The sequence below is a fragment of the Staphylococcus equorum genome (assembly GCF_001747895.1).
GTDB lineage: Bacteria > Bacillota > Bacilli > Staphylococcales > Staphylococcaceae > Staphylococcus > Staphylococcus equorum_A.
In genome coordinates, this window is sequence record NZ_LNNB01000029.1 from 1 (window position 1) to 15,463 (window position 15,463).

Here is a 15,463-nt window from a genome sequence, read left to right on the forward strand (position 1 = left end):
GTACAATTATATAAATTCATAAAAAAATAAATATAAAAATGGTGTTTTCTACTTTATTTCACGTAGAAAACACCATTTTTTAGTTAACTGAGAAGCTTATGTCTCAGCACTTTGCTATTTAAAATATAACGATTTTTGAAACTACGTGATTGTTTATAATTTAAATCATCGTGTTAAAGCTTAATTACTCTGATTCAGTATCGTTCACTTGTTTATGTTCTGGAAGTGTCAGTATTTGAATAGCATTTGGCACAACTTCGATTTGAAGCGGCGTTTTTAAGTCAACTTCACCATCAATGTCAACTTTCATCTGTGGGTCCGTAGCGATGGTGATTTTCTTCGCTAATACATGTTTAATACCATCCGTCATATTATTCCAATTCATGCTGTCACGTTGTTTAAACACATCGTTTAAGACACTTGTTCTTTCTTCTGTGAAGATAAACGTATTTAAATAACCATCATTAGGAGATAAGTCGGTTAAAGGTATACGACTACCACCTATGAAGGGGCCATTCGCTACTACAAGCATTGTGGTATTACCTTCAATTTCCTTCTCATCGACAGTTAGTTTATAGTCAAAGTGTTCTGGGTTAAGTAATGTTTTCACTGTAGAACCAACGTAACTTAATTTACCAAAGACATCTTTGTTACCGTCTTGTACGTTCTCGGCATTTTGTACAATAAGCCCCATGCCTACAAAGTTTAAAGCATATTCGTCATTTACTTTCATAACATCATAAGATCTTAGTTCTGCTTCCTTAAGTTGTTCACTTGCTACTTTATGACGTGGGTGTAAATTTAATGTTTTTACAAAATCATTAAATGTCCCGCCCGGTATAATACCGATTGGAATATCTAGCTGACTTTGCATCATGCCATTAACGAGTTCATTTACCGTACCGTCCCCACCTAAAATAAAGATAATATCTACATCATCACTATAACTTTGTTCTTTTATTTTTTTACAATAAGTAATAATGTCTCCTTCATTTTCACTTAATTGGATAGAGAGATGCTTACAAAATGTTGTAAGTGATGAGGCAACGTCTCCGAGACCTCTATAAATATCTTTTATACCTGAGTGTTCATGGTAAAATAATACGCCGTGTTTAAATTTTGATTGAGTCAATTTATTCACCATATTTCTTAGAATTTTGATTTACCTATTAAGTTTACCCGATTTTCAGTAAAAATAAATAAAAAAGAGCGGGAGAGAAATCAAAATTTGAAATTTGATTTCGTATTCCCGCTCTCATAGGGCTGACTAGATATCAGACAGCAACTGCGCATGCTTATATGATTAAACTATTATTTAATACCACGCATACCTTTGACGATTTTTGGTACAAAGGCAAGGATGATTAGGCTGACTACAATCGCAATTACTCCTAGGAATAGGAAATAATTTTTATAGCCAAGTGGTTCGATAAGTTTTACTAAAGTACCGTTAATGGCTTGAGCACAGGCGTTTGTTAGTAACCATAAGCTCATCATTTGCGTGTTGAAGGCTTTAGGTGCAAGTTTTACTGCTGCACTATTACCAGTAGGTGATAAACATAATTCACCAATAACGCAAATAACATATGACAAGATAATCCAGTTTACACTTATCATTGCGCCACCGGATGAAATGCCAATTAAGCCAATCATTATGTAAGAAGCACCTGCTAAAAATGCACCTAAGACAAATTTCGTAGCTAAACTTGGCTGACGTCTTGCCATTTTAGCCCAGATAATTGAAATTACTGGTGCAAGTAATACGATGAATAGAGGGTTAATAGATTGGAACCAGGTTGGTCCAAAATCTGTTGTCCATCCAAATATATTTAATGACATATCACTACTTTCAAGCGCGAAAATGTTTAGCACATTTGCACCTTGTTCTTGAATTGACCAGAAAACTACACCTAAAATAAATAGGGGAATAAAGGCAATAACACGTGAACGTTCATCGGATGTAACTTCTTTACTGCGAATCATAATTGTAAAGTAAATGATAGGTAACGCAACCCCAAGTATCAATACAGTAGTACTTACAATGTTAAATGAAAGTGTTCCAGTTAATCCAGTGATGATTAATACCGCTGCAATAACTACGGCTGCAGCTGCAAATATTAGACCGTATTTCTTTTTCTCACTTTGATTTAAAGGATTCGTAGGTTTCGTTCCTACATCGCCAATATTTTTCTTATTGAAGATCATATACCAAATTAAACCTAATGCCATACCTACTGCAGCTATTAAAAAGCCAGCATGGAAATCGCCTGATTTAACGAATTGATCTAATATTAATGGTGAAAGTAGTCCACCTAAATTTACAGACATATAGAAAATAACGAATCCAGCATCCATACGTGTATCATTTTCAGGATATAGTCTACCTACAATATTAGAAATACTTGGTTTCATTAAACCTGAACCCACGATAATAAAGAACATGGATATGAATAAACCGACAATATCTAATGGTAAACTTAAGAATACATGACCAATGATGATTAGTACGCCACCGTAAAATGTGGCTGAACGCGTACCAGTGATTCTATCAGATATCCAACCTCCAAGTACTGAAGTCATATAGATTAAAGCACCATAAACAGCCATGACTGACTGTGCAGTACCCTTGTCCATACCGAGGCCGCCATCTTTGATCGCGAAATACATATAAAAGATAAGTAACGCGCGCATTCCGTAATAACTAAACCTCTCCCAAAATTCAACGAAAAATAAAACCCCTAGACCTTTAGGATGTCCAAAAAATCCTTTTTGTGGAATGGATTGGATGGCTTGGCCTTGGGTTTTGTCCTGATTTTGCATAAAAAATTCCCGTCCTTTCTTGCTCCCAATAAAAAAATGTATAAAATAGATTTTACTCCTAATAAAACTAAATTTCAATAATATTCTCACAATAACAATATTCGGAAAATTCAGTTAGTTTTTACAAGTTATTTTATTTTGTTTTAATTTTAAAATATTAACATTTAGTTAAAGTGGTTTATGGTGATTATGTACGCAAAAAAGTAGTGACACAATGAAGTGACACTACTTTTTTTAGATTGTATTTAGTTTTAATTGTTTAGTAAACGCCTTTCATAGCACGTCTTACTTTTGGTGAAATAATCAGTAATAGAACACCAATTATTACAGCGATAAGGCCTGAGTACATAAAGTAATCACTTTGATTGATCTTTGTATAGACAACAACTAGTTGAGCGTTAAGCCCTTGTGCAGTTGCATTACTTAGCATCCATAGGCTCATCATACGTGCAGTGAACGTCACTGGTGCAAGTTTAGTAGTCGTAGATAAACCAACTGGTGAGATACAAAGTTCACCAATCGTAATTAGTAAGAAACTCAGTACAAGCCATAATGGGTTAATTAACTCGTTACCAGTAGCTAATGGAATAATCATGACTAAATAAGAGAAGCCCCCGATAATGGCCCCGATAGCAAATTTATGTACGGTAGGCGGGTTGTATTTCCCTAATTTCATCCAAAGTGTTGCAAAAATTGGTGCTAAGAGCACAATGAAAATTGGATTTAATGACTGTGCCCATGCTGCAGGTATTGAAAAATCAATTAAACCATTTGTTAATTCTGACATTTCTAATTGTGTTTTTTTATCTGCAAATGTTGCAAGTATCGTTGAACCTTGTTCTTGAATCATCCAGAAAGCCACGGAAGTGATATATAAAGGTACGTAACTATAAACACGTGAACGTTCATCTTTTGTTATATTTTTACTTAATATCATATTAAGGAATATGTATACCGGTAATACAATACCTAACAATGTAATTAAGAAACTAAAGTTACCTAATGTTAGAGCATTGTTTAAATGTAAGATCCATAAATATATTAAGAATAAAACGATAACGCCAACAGTAATAAGTACGAATTTTTTGATTTCTGGTTTTGTTAACGGTATTGGTACATTGCGACCAGCTAGCCCTAAATTCTTTTTACGTTTGATTGCAAAAACGATTAGACCAAAAAACATTCCAATTGCTGCTGCTAAGAAACCAGCGTGGAAACCAATTTTAGTTTGTAATTGCCCAGTAATTAAAGGTGAAAGCAAAGCCCCTAAATTAATCCCCATGTAAAATAACGTAAATGCTGCGTCACGTCTTGGGTCATTGCGTTCGTATAATTCACCAACGGTAGTAGAGATATTTGGTTTTAATAACCCTGTACCTGCGATAATTAGAAGTAAAGCTATCATTGCTGCTGTTAAATTACCTGGAATGGATAATAGGATATGTCCAAACATGATGAGGAACCCACCATAGAAGACGGCATCTTGCGTTCCAGTAATCCGGTCTGCAATCCACCCTCCGATAAGACCAGACATATAAATTAAAGTTCCGTAAATAGCAACAATTTGCATAGCAACTGCTTGGCTAAGGCCGAACCCACCATCAGCAACACTATAATATAAGTAGTAAATTAATATGGCTTTCATACCATAATAACTGAATCTCTCCCAAAACTCAGTCAAGAATAGTGTGCTTAGTCCTTTTGGATGTCCGAAGAAACCTTTGTTTGGAATACTTTTCATGATTTCTTCGTGACTATGATTTACTTTTTTCATAATTTCCCTCCCCTTAAATGGTTGGATTTATTCTATACTGTTTTCATAAAAAAAACAAGTGTGTCCCTGAATTATTCAAATGTAAGTAAATTTTACACTATACATTTAAAAAGTATGGAAATAGGGTGAGAATGTCATATTAAAATTTAGTGATTTATCCCCGTGAAAGCATACAAAAAACCATCGACTAAATCATGTGACTTAGTCGATGGTTTAATGATGTAGACATATATTGATGTCCCGAAATTCCAATCATTGTAGGTGAGGTGAAGATAAAAAAGCGTAATTTATTATCTATTATCTATTTTCTCTGGATAAAGGTCATGATTCATTAAACGATGTTCTGCCATTTTTTCATATTTAGAATCAGGACGGCCATAGTTTGTATATGGATCTATTGAAATACCACCACGCGGCGTGAATTTGCCCCAAACTTCAATATAATGTGGGTCCATTAGATCAATCAGATCATTCATTATAATGTTCATACAGTCTTCATGGAAGTCGCCATGGTTTCTAAAACTAAATAAATAAAGCTTTAACGATTTAGATTCTACCATTTTAATATTAGGAATATAAGAAATATAAATCGTTGCGAAATCAGGTTGGCCAGTAATAGGGCATAATGATGTGAATTCTGGACAATTGAATTTCACAAAATAATCACGACCTGGGTGTTTGTTATCAAATGATTCTAAAACATCAGGTCTATAATCAAAATCATATTTATTGTTTTGATTACCTAATAATGTAATATCTTCTAATTCTTCTTTATTGCGTCCTTCAGTCATTGCATATCGCTCCTTTAGCGTTTAGGTTTTTGTTCTTCCTTTTGAATTGTAAGTGGTTGTCGACGTGCTTTTTCAAACATATAGTAACTGGCACCTATAATAATGATATAGCCTAAGATAGCAAATGAATCTGGTGTTTCACCGAATAAGATAAAGCCAAACGCTGCAGTAAATATAATAGATGCATACGTAAATATTGAAATATCTTTAGCTGGCGCGTAACTATAGGCCAGTGTTATACCAATTTGTCCTGCAGCAGCAGCTAATCCTGCACCGATTAAATAAACAACTTGCATCATAGACATAGGTTCAAATGTAAACACTGTAAAAGGTATCAATACTATAATGGAAAAGAATGAAAAATAAAAGACAATCGTATAAGGTGCTTCACGTGTACTTAATGCTCTGACACACGTATAAGCACTTGCTGCAAAAATACCAGAGAATAATCCGCCCAAAGCAGGAATCATAGTGGAGGAGAATTCGGGTTTAACAACAAATAACATACCAAAAATGGCCACAATCATAGCTACAAATTGGTAATTACGTACTTTTTCATTTAAGAAGATAATACTTAGTAGTATCGTCCAAAATGGATTAAGCTTCATTAATGTATCTGCATCACTTAAAAGCATATGATCGATAGCGTAGATATTAAGCAACACACCAATCAAACCTAATGTAGAACGAGAAATCAATAAAGGTTGGCTACTTAATTTACCAAATAAGGGTTGTTTATATTTTAAAATAAAATATAGCGGTATAAACATTGCTACTAAATTTCGAGCAAGAGACTTTTGAAATACAGGCAAGTCACCGGCTAATCGGAAGAAAACAGTCATAAAACTAAAGCCAACTGCTGAAACTAAGATAGCAATGATACCTTTAACTTTAGGATTCACATGTATCGCCTCAATTTTTAATTTTTAACGTATTCATATTAGCATATATGCTCTGAAGATGTATATATAGTTGAAAATGGAAGGGAAATATATTAAGATGTAAACACGAACAAATGTTCTGTTCATTAAGGGGAATCTTTTACTTATAAGAATGAAATATATGGTGGTCATACATTGTATCTTACACAATGTAAAAATTGATTTTGTTTAAAAGACGACACATCAAGCATTGCAAGATTTTTATGAAAAGCAAATAATCAAACCTTAAAATCACAAAAAAATATTTTTTGATTCTTGAACATCACTTTAAGGTTGAATTGGTGCCATTTCTATTGATTATTCAACATTTTGTCATAAATAAAAGCCTTTTAATAATCTTCTGAGTTATGTATAATGAAACACATAATATAGTATTGATGACCAAGACAAAACACAATATATAGTGTTTTAGTACGTGGTCAATTTATTTATAATAAATCAAAATTTATGTAAAATCACACTGTTTTAGGCACTTAAATATGACAAATTAAGCATTAATACTTAATTATTGAGTTTTTACATAACTACATATAGATATTGAAATTACTATATATTGTGGTTAGTTCGAGAAACTAAGTTATTTTGATTTTTCAAAGCGCCTTTAAGCATTTAAATATAATACATGATTTTATCATAATAAGATAAATATATTTTAGAAAGTAGGTGATCCGATGAAGGTTGTATATTTTTCATTTTCTGGCAATGTGCGTAGATTCATAAAGCGAACTGAACTTACCAACGTAATGGAAATTACACAAAATAATTGTTCTGAAAGAATGGAAGAGCCTTTCATATTGGTCACTGGAACAATAGGGTTTGGCGAAGTACCGCCACCTGTTCAGTCATTTTTAGATATTAATCACGACTTATTACAAGCTGTTGCAGCTAGCGGAAACCGAAACTGGGGTCAAAATTTTGCAAAAGCTGGACGATCTATTTCGGAACGATATCATGTTCCATTATTAATGAAATTTGAATTACATGGCACAACGAACGATATAAGCGAATTTAAAGATAAGGTGGGGCATTTCAATGAAGATTATGGACGAGAAGAAATACAATCATATTGAATTAAATAACGAAGTTACCAAACGTAAAGAGAATGGCTTTTTTGATTTGGAAAAAGACCAAGAAGCATTAACAGTCTATCTAGAAGAGATACAGGATAAGACGATTTATTTTGATACTGAACTTGAACGTCTTCACTATCTCGTTGATAATGATTTCTATTTTGATTTATTTGCAAAATATTCAGTAGAAGACCTAGAAGAAATTACTGAATATGCGAAAAGCATTCCATTTAGTTTTGCGAGTTACATGTCCGCAAGTAAATTTTACAAAGATTATGCATTGAAAACGAATGACAAAAGTCAATATTTAGAAGACTACAAGCAGCACGTAGCAATCGTTGCATTATATTTAGCAAATGGACACAAAGCCACAGCTAAACAGTTTATTTCTGCAATGGTTGAACAGCGTTATCAACCTGCAACACCAACATTCTTAAACGCTGGACGTGCGCGTCGTGGAGAACTTGTATCTTGTTTCTTACTTGAGGCAGACGATAGTTTAAACTCTATCAACTTTATAGATTCTACAGCCAAACAATTAAGTAAAATTGGTGGCGGTGTTGCGATTAACTTGTCTAAATTACGTGCGCGTGGTGAAGCAATCAAAGGTATCAAGGGTGTAGCAAAAGGTGTACTACCTGTTGCAAAATCACTAGAAGGTGGCTTTAGTTACGCAGACCAATTAGGTCAACGCCCAGGTGCTGGCGCAGTATATTTAAATATCTTCCACTATGACGTTGAAGAGTTTTTAGATACGAAAAAAGTAAACGCTGATGAAGATTTACGTTTATCTACAATATCAACAGGCTTAATTGTGCCGTCTAAATTCTTTGATTTAGCAAAAGAAGGTAAAGACTTTCATATGTTTGCACCACATACAATTTATAAAGAGTATGGTGTGACATTAGATGATATTGATCTTGATGCATACTACGATGAACTTGTCGCAAATCCAAATATTGATAAAAAGAAAAAAGATGCACGTGACATGTTAAATACAATTGCTCAGACACAATTACAATCTGGTTATCCTTATTTAATGTTTAAAGATAATGCTAATAAAGTCCATGCAAACTCAAACATTGGCCAAATTAAAATGAGTAACTTATGTACTGAAATTTTCCAATTACAAGAAACTTCAATCATTAATGATTATGGTACAGAAGATGAAATTAACCGTGACATCTCTTGTAACTTAGGTTCATTAAATATTGTTAACGTAATGGAATCAGGTAAATTCAAGAATTCAGTACACACAGGTATGGATGCATTAACTGTTGTAAGTGATGAAGCTGACATTCAAAACGCGCCAGGTGTAAGAAAAGCTAATAGTGAACTACATTCAGTTGGTTTGGGTGTAATGAACTTACATGGTTATTTAGCGAAAAATAAAATTGGCTATGAGTCTGAAGAAGCAAAAGACTTTGCGAACATCTTCTTTATGATGATGAATTATTATTCTATTGAACGTTCAATGGAAATTGCTAAAGAGAGACAAGAAACATACAAAGACTTTGATAAATCAGATTATGCCAATGGTAAATACTTTGAATTCTATACTTCACAAACATTCGAAGCGAAATTTGAAAAAGTACGCAAATTATTTGATGGTTTAGAGATACCATCTCCAGAAGATTGGAAAGCATTGCAAAAAGAAGTTGAAGCAAATGGTTTATTCCATGCATATCGTTTAGCGATTGCGCCAACACAAAGTATTTCTTATGTACAAAATGCGACAAGCTCTGTTATGCCAATCGTCGACCAAATTGAACGTCGTACTTATGGTAATGCTGAAACATTTTATCCTATGCCTTTCTTATCACCAGAAACAATGTGGTACTATAAATCAGCATTTAATACAGATCAAATGAAATTAATCGATTTAATCTCAACGATTCAAACACACGTTGACCAAGGTATTTCTACAATCCTTTATGTTAATTCAGAAATATCTACACGTGAACTGTCTCGACTATATGTTTATGCACATCACAAAGGATTAAAATCGTTATATTATACTAGAAATAAACTGTTAAGCGTTGAAGAATGTACAAGTTGTTCGATATAGGATTTTAAGTAACGGATAAGCAAAGTGGTTTTTACAAACAGCCTAGTCTTTTATATAGATTAGGCTGTAAATCACTGCTTAATTAAATTTTTACTGGATAGGGGAATTTATCTAAATGAAAGCAGTCAATTGGAATACGCAAGAAGACATGACAAATATGTTTTGGCGACAAAATATTTCACAAATGTGGGTAGAAACAGAATTTAAAGTATCAAAAGACATTGCAAGTTGGAAGACTTTATCTGACGCAGAAAAGAACGCCTTCAAAAAAGCTTTAGCAGGTTTAACAGGATTGGATACACATCAAGCAGATGACGGTATGCCACTCATCATGTTACACACAACGGATTTACGTAAAAAAGCAGTCTACTCATTTATGGGTATGATGGAACAAGTCCATGCTAAAAGTTATTCACATATCTTTACAACGTTACTACCTTCCAGTGAAACGAACTATTTATTAGATAAATGGGTTTTAGAAGAACCGCATTTAAAATATAAATCAGATAAAATTGTAAATAATTACCACAAACTTTGGGGCAAAGATGCGTCTGTATATGATCAATATATGGCACGTGTATCAAGTGTATTTTTAGAAACATTCTTATTCTATTCTGGTTTCTATTATCCACTTTATCTTGCAGGACAAGGAAGAATGACAACATCAGGTGAGATTATACGTAAAATCTTATTAGATGAATCTATCCACGGTGTATTTACAGGTATGGATGCGCAAAGTATGCGTAATGAACTGTCAGAAAGTGAAAAACAACAAGCAGATCAAGATATGTATAAGTTATTAGATGACTTGTATAAAAACGAAGTAGCGTACACACATTCACTATACGATGAAGTAGGTATAGCAGAAGATGTACTAAATTATGTTAGATATAATGGTAATAAAGCATTAGCTAACTTAGGCTTTGATTCATACTTTGAAGAAAAAGAATTTAACCCAATTATTGAAAATGCATTAGATACTTCAACGAAAAATCATGACTTTTTCTCAGTTAAAGGTGATGGTTATACATTAGCGTTGAACGTTGAAGCATTAAAAGATGAAGACTTTATATTTGAAGATTAAAAACAATTTGTTGCAGTTATGTAATTTGATTGAGTCTGTTTGAGACTGTATCAATAACAAGATGCTACAAGATAGTACTAGGAACAATGCTTCCTATTTTAAGTGCTGCTAGATTTTCCGAAGGGATAATCTAGTGGCTTTTTATTTGATGAAAAGTAATTTTAAAGGTCATTTTTCACTTAATTTACGAATACTTTCACTAAAATGGCCTATTGCTATTGAATTTACCGCCAAAAATGTTAAAATTTTAATATAACTATTGATAATGATTATCAAAACCAATAGTGTTTATGAATTCATTGTACATCGAAAGGATTAGGTTACCTCATTATGAAATTCTTACTTAATGGTATTGTCCTATTTATCATTTTATTATTATTAACTATCCTTTCTCTATTTATTGGTGTTAGTAATGTTTCAATTACAGACATATTCCACTTATCTAAAGAGCAAATAAACATTATTGTATCTAGTAGGATACCGAGAACGGTGAGTATATTAATTTCTGGAAGCACGTTGGCACTTGCAGGATTAATTATGCAACAAATGATGCAAAATAAATTTGTAAGTCCAACAACTGCAGGAACGATGGAGTGGGCTAAGTTAGGTATTTTAATATCGCTAATACTATTTCCAGAAGCGAATATCATTATTAAATTAGTATTTGCAGTCACGCTAAGCATTGGTGGCACATTCCTGTTTGTGAAATTAGTACAATATATTCGATTTACTGATGTTATTTTTATCCCACTCTTAGGGATTATGCTCGGTGGTATTGTTTCTAGTTTTGCTACATTTATTGCTTTAAGAACGGATGCGGTGCAAAGTATCGGAAACTGGATGAATGGGAATTTTGCCATTATTACAAGCGGAAGATATGAAATATTATACTTAAGCATTCCTTTATTAGTACTTACATATATATTTGCGAATCAATTTACGATTGCTGGAATGGGGAAAGACTTTAGTAATAATCTAGGTGTTAATTATGAAAGAATAATTAACGTCGGCTTATTTATTACTGCAACAATTACTGCTTTAGTAGTTGTAACAGTTGGAACACTTCCATTTTTAGGTTTAATTGTTCCAAATATCGTTTCTATATTCAGAGGAGATCATTTAAAAAACGCATTGCCACATACAGCAATGTTAGGTGCTATTTTTGTAATGTTTTCAGATATAATCGGCAGAATTATTGTATATCCATATGAAATCAATATCGGATTAACAATTGGTGTTTTTGGCACTATTATTTTTATAATCTTGCTGATGAAAGGACGACATAACTATGCAAACTAGCCCTAAAACAAAACTATCCATTTTATTTGCAGTAACAGTGGTAGCTGCAGGTCTTTACCTTGTGATAGGTATTGATTTTGATATTTTCCAATATCAATTTTCTAGCCGATTAAGAAAACTGATACTGATGATATTAGTCGGAGCCGCAATCGCAGCTTCAGTAGTGATATTCCAAGCGATTACAAGTAACCGGTTACTAACGCCTTCAATTATGGGGCTTGACTCTGTATACATGTTTGTGAAGGTTCTAATCGTGTTTGCATTTGGCGTACAGTCTGTATTTGTTACTAACCTGTATCTCAGCTTTGCAATTTCATTAATAGTGATGATTGTATTTTCATTACTTTTATTCCAAGGTATCTTCAGAATTGGTGATGTTTCCGTTTATTTCATCCTACTCGTAGGGGTTATACTTGGCACCTTTTTCAAAAGTATTACTGGATTTTTAGAATTAATTATTAACCCAGAAGATTTCTTGGCTGTACAAAGCGCCATGTTCGCAAACTTTGATGCATCTAATAGTAAATTAGTCACACTGTGTGGTGTCATATTAGTTATTCTCATATTGATTACGATGCGGGCCATACCATATTTAGATGTACTTTTATTAGGAAAAGATCAGGCAATCAATTTAGGTATATCTTATAAAACGTTAACGAGATTATTGCTCATACTCGTTTCAGTGCTTGTATCTATTTCGACAGCACTTGTTGGTCCAATTACATTTTTAGGATTATTAACTGTTAACTTAGCACATGAATTGATGAAGACATATGAACATAAATACATATTACCAGCAACGATTTTAATGAGTTGGTTAAGTCTATTCATAGCACAAGGTGTAGTAGAGAATTTATTCCAAGCAACGACGCAAGTAAGTATAATTATTGATTTAGTAGGTGGAAGTTACTTCATTTACTTATTAATAAAAAGGAGAAATGCGAATTGATACGTGTACAAGGGCTTAATAAAAATATTCAAGATAAAGAAATTTTAAAAGATATTAATGTTGATATAAATAAAGGACGTCTAACTTCTATGATTGGACCAAATGGCGCTGGAAAAAGTACATTGTTAGCCGCAATTACACGTCTAATGGACTTTGAAGATGGTTCTATAGAAATCGAAGGTAAATCAATTAGTGATTATAAAAGTAATGAATTAGCTAAAAAATTATCGATTCTCAAACAATCTAATCATACCGAGCTCAATATTACGGTAGAGCAATTAGTCAATTTCGGACGATTTCCATATTCTAAAGGTCATCTCAAACAAGAAGATAAAGAACAAGTTGAATATGCGTTGGAATTGTTGCATCTTAAAGAGATCAGAAATCGCTATATAAAAACATTATCTGGTGGGCAACGTCAACGTGCATATGTAGCCATGACAATTGCGCAAAATACAGATTATATCTTATTAGATGAACCATTGAACAATCTTGATATGAAACATTCAGTTCAAATTATGCAAACATTACGACAACTTGCAAAAGATTTAAATAAAACTGTAATCGTTGTGATTCATGATATTAACTTCGCTTCATGTTATTCAGACGATATTATCGCATTAAAAGATGGTGAAGTTGTCAAAGCAAGTACAAAAGATGAGGTTATTCAAACAGATACATTAAAATCGCTATACGATATGGATGTAAGAATTGAAGAAATCCGCGGTCAACGCATTTGTGTGTATTTTGATGAGCTAACAGCAACTCAAGATTTAGAGCTTGCATATTCAATGTAATTCCATTCGTAACATTTGAAGGGAGTGATGCAACTGTAACGTGGTTATACTTTTTAAGGGCATAAAAGGAATACATCATTAGGAAAATCAGGAGGATTAAGAAACATGAAAAAATTATCTTTATTATTAGTTGTAGGTTTAATGTTTTTATTAGTAGCATGTAGTAATGGTGGATCAGAGGATAAAAAATCATCTGATGCTAAATCAGAAAGCGAAGATTCAAATAAAACTGTAAAAATTGAAAATAATTATCAGGCTAGTGGAGAAAAACGTGATGGCAGTGATGCTAAAGAAGTTAAAGAAACTGTAGAAGTACCAACAAATCCTGAAAAAGCAGTTGTTTTTGATTATGGTACATTAGATACATTGAAAGAATTAGGACTTGAAGATAAAGTTAAAGCACTTCCTAAAGGTGAAGGTGCTAAGTCACTACCTGATTTCTTAAGCGATTTTAAAGATGAAAAATACCTGAACACAGGAAGCCTAAAAGAAGTTAATTTCGATAAAGTTGCAGAAGCTAAACCAGATGTAATTTACATTTCTGGTCGTACAGCAAATCAAAAAAATCTAGATGAATTCAAAAAAGCTGCACCAGATGCAAAAGTTGTATATGTTGGCGCTGACGACAAAGACGAAGTGAATTCATTGAAGAAAAATACTGAAACATTAGGTAAGATTTACCAAAAAGAAGACGAAGCAAAATCACTTACTAAAAAATTAGATGATAAAATTGCTGGCATCAAAGAAAAAACAAAAGACTTAAAAGATGAAAAAGCATTATTCTTATTAGTTAACGAAGGTGAATTATCAACATACGGTGCTGGAGAAAGATTCGGTGCAATGATTTTTGACACAATGGGCTTCACAGCTGCAGATGAAAACATTAAAAGCAGTAAGCATGGTCAAAACGTAACAAATGAATATATAGCAGAAAAAAATCCAGATATTATTTTCGCTATGGACCGCGGACAAGCGACTGGTGGTAAATCAACATCTAAACAAGCATTAGGTAATGACGTTATCAAAGATGTAAATGCTGTAAAAGAAGACAAAGTTTATGAATTAGATCCAAAACTTTGGTACTTCGCAAGTGGTTCGACTACTACTGCAATTAAACAAATTGAAGAAGTAGAAAAAGCACTTGAAAAATAATATTTAAAAGGATAACCGTGGGGGATATAGTTCCTTTCAGTAAGTCGACAAAGTCTTATGGCTTTGTCGACTTTTTTATGTCTCAAAAAGATAGTTTGTAGTGGCTTGGAACTTTAGTCATAACATGTTCTTTGTTATGCTAAAGATAGATTAAGCAAGTAAGTAAAAATTCATTTTTAAAACTTGTATAATAAAATGAAATAAAGCAAAGGGGAGTGAAGTACATGATTTTAGATAATGTAAATCCAAGTGATTTATTTCCAACGGAGAGAAAGGGGCCAAGTGTATTAGGAACAATAGAATATTCAGTCCAAGGTTCTTCAGAATTTGAAGGTGCTTTTATTGCAACCAATGAACGTATTATTTTAAATGTTGATATGAATGGGGAATTTTATTACAGAAGTATTGCTTATAAAGAAGTAGAACAAATTAGTTACGATGGTGAAAAAATAAATTTCACTTTTAATATTGGACCAATGCCCATGAAGCAAATACAAAAAGGTGATGCAAAAGCCTTTGTACAATTTGTAGAAGAACAAATAAAATAGTATGAGAATTTTAAAATAAAGTACATAGTGCCAAGCTGCAAAGCTATTTCATATTGGTTTGCCTAGGCAAGCAAATACTTGAAAATCGGTACAAGTCTATTTTTAATATAAAGAAGGTACGCATCCATTAGATTAACGGATGCGTACCTTCTTCAATGCATTATTAAGCA

Annotated in this window: 13 protein-coding genes; 8 read left to right on the forward strand and 5 right to left on the reverse strand. The window is 32.8% G+C overall.

Annotated elements, in window-relative coordinates:
- Positions 1 to 184: 184 nt before the first annotated feature.
- The 5 genes from AST02_RS11375 to AST02_RS11395 all read right to left on the reverse strand — a co-directional run bounded on the left by AST02_RS11375 (position 185) and on the right by AST02_RS11395 (position 6,287).
- The gene (locus tag AST02_RS11375) at positions 185 to 1,132 is read right to left on the reverse strand and encodes a diacylglycerol/lipid kinase family protein (protein ID WP_081332976.1); all 948 of its coding nucleotides are present in this window, start codon (positions 1,130 to 1,132) and stop codon (positions 185 to 187) included.
- Between the two features lie 179 nt (positions 1,133 to 1,311).
- On the reverse strand, positions 1,312 to 2,820 hold the full coding sequence (locus tag AST02_RS11380; protein WP_069817875.1) for a peptide MFS transporter: 1,509 nt from the start codon (positions 2,818 to 2,820) through the stop codon (positions 1,312 to 1,314).
- A gap of 259 nt (positions 2,821 to 3,079) precedes the next feature.
- Complete coding sequence (locus tag AST02_RS11385; protein WP_069817876.1) at positions 3,080 to 4,594, reverse strand: peptide MFS transporter; 1,515 nt, start codon at positions 4,592 to 4,594, stop codon at positions 3,080 to 3,082.
- A gap of 290 nt (positions 4,595 to 4,884) precedes the next feature.
- Complete coding sequence (gene queF / locus AST02_RS11390; protein ID WP_002508304.1) at positions 4,885 to 5,385, reverse strand: preQ(1) synthase; 501 nt, start codon at positions 5,383 to 5,385, stop codon at positions 4,885 to 4,887.
- A gap of 14 nt (positions 5,386 to 5,399) precedes the next feature.
- The gene (locus AST02_RS11395) at positions 5,400 to 6,287 is read right to left on the reverse strand and encodes a DMT family transporter (RefSeq protein WP_069817877.1); all 888 of its coding nucleotides are present in this window, start codon (positions 6,285 to 6,287) and stop codon (positions 5,400 to 5,402) included.
- Positions 6,288 to 6,997: 710 nt separating this feature from the next.
- On the opposite strand from AST02_RS11395, the gene nrdI reads away from it, so the two are divergent.
- The 8 genes from nrdI (at position 6,998) to AST02_RS11435 (ending at position 15,293) form a co-directional block, all read left to right on the forward strand.
- Complete coding sequence (nrdI, locus tag AST02_RS11400; RefSeq protein WP_069817878.1) at positions 6,998 to 7,396, forward strand: class Ib ribonucleoside-diphosphate reductase assembly flavoprotein NrdI; 399 nt, start codon at positions 6,998 to 7,000, stop codon at positions 7,394 to 7,396.
- Complete coding sequence (gene nrdE / locus AST02_RS11405) at positions 7,359 to 9,464, forward strand: class 1b ribonucleoside-diphosphate reductase subunit alpha (RefSeq protein ID WP_069817879.1); 2,106 nt, start codon at positions 7,359 to 7,361, stop codon at positions 9,462 to 9,464. The genes nrdI and nrdE overlap by 38 nt, the downstream gene beginning before the upstream one ends.
- Before the next feature lie 115 nt (positions 9,465 to 9,579).
- Positions 9,580 to 10,548: a class 1b ribonucleoside-diphosphate reductase subunit beta gene (nrdF, locus tag AST02_RS11410; RefSeq protein ID WP_069817880.1), complete on the forward strand. Its 969-nt coding sequence runs from the start codon at positions 9,580 to 9,582 to the stop codon at positions 10,546 to 10,548.
- Positions 10,549 to 10,878: 330 nt separating this feature from the next.
- A complete protein-coding gene (locus AST02_RS11415) occupies positions 10,879 to 11,847 on the forward strand; it encodes an ABC transporter permease (protein ID WP_069817881.1) in 969 nt (322 codons plus the stop codon).
- Entirely contained in the window at positions 11,837 to 12,796 is a 960-nt protein-coding gene (locus AST02_RS11420; RefSeq protein WP_069817882.1) for an iron chelate uptake ABC transporter family permease subunit, read from the forward strand. Before AST02_RS11415 ends, AST02_RS11420 begins: the two co-directional genes overlap by 11 nt.
- On the forward strand, positions 12,793 to 13,593 hold the full coding sequence (locus AST02_RS11425; protein WP_069817883.1) for an iron ABC transporter ATP-binding protein: 801 nt from the start codon (positions 12,793 to 12,795) through the stop codon (positions 13,591 to 13,593). Before AST02_RS11420 ends, AST02_RS11425 begins: the two co-directional genes overlap by 4 nt.
- 105 nt (positions 13,594 to 13,698) lie before the next feature.
- Positions 13,699 to 14,745, forward strand: a complete 1,047-nt coding sequence (locus tag AST02_RS11430) for a ferrated catecholamine ABC transporter substrate-binding lipoprotein SstD (RefSeq protein WP_069817884.1) — start codon at positions 13,699 to 13,701, stop codon at positions 14,743 to 14,745.
- Positions 14,746 to 14,969: 224 nt separating this feature from the next.
- Positions 14,970 to 15,293 carry a PH domain-containing protein gene (locus tag AST02_RS11435; protein WP_069817885.1) on the forward strand — a complete coding sequence of 108 codons (324 nt, stop codon included), beginning with the start codon at positions 14,970 to 14,972 and terminating at the stop codon, positions 15,291 to 15,293.
- Positions 15,294 to 15,463 lie beyond the last annotated feature (170 nt).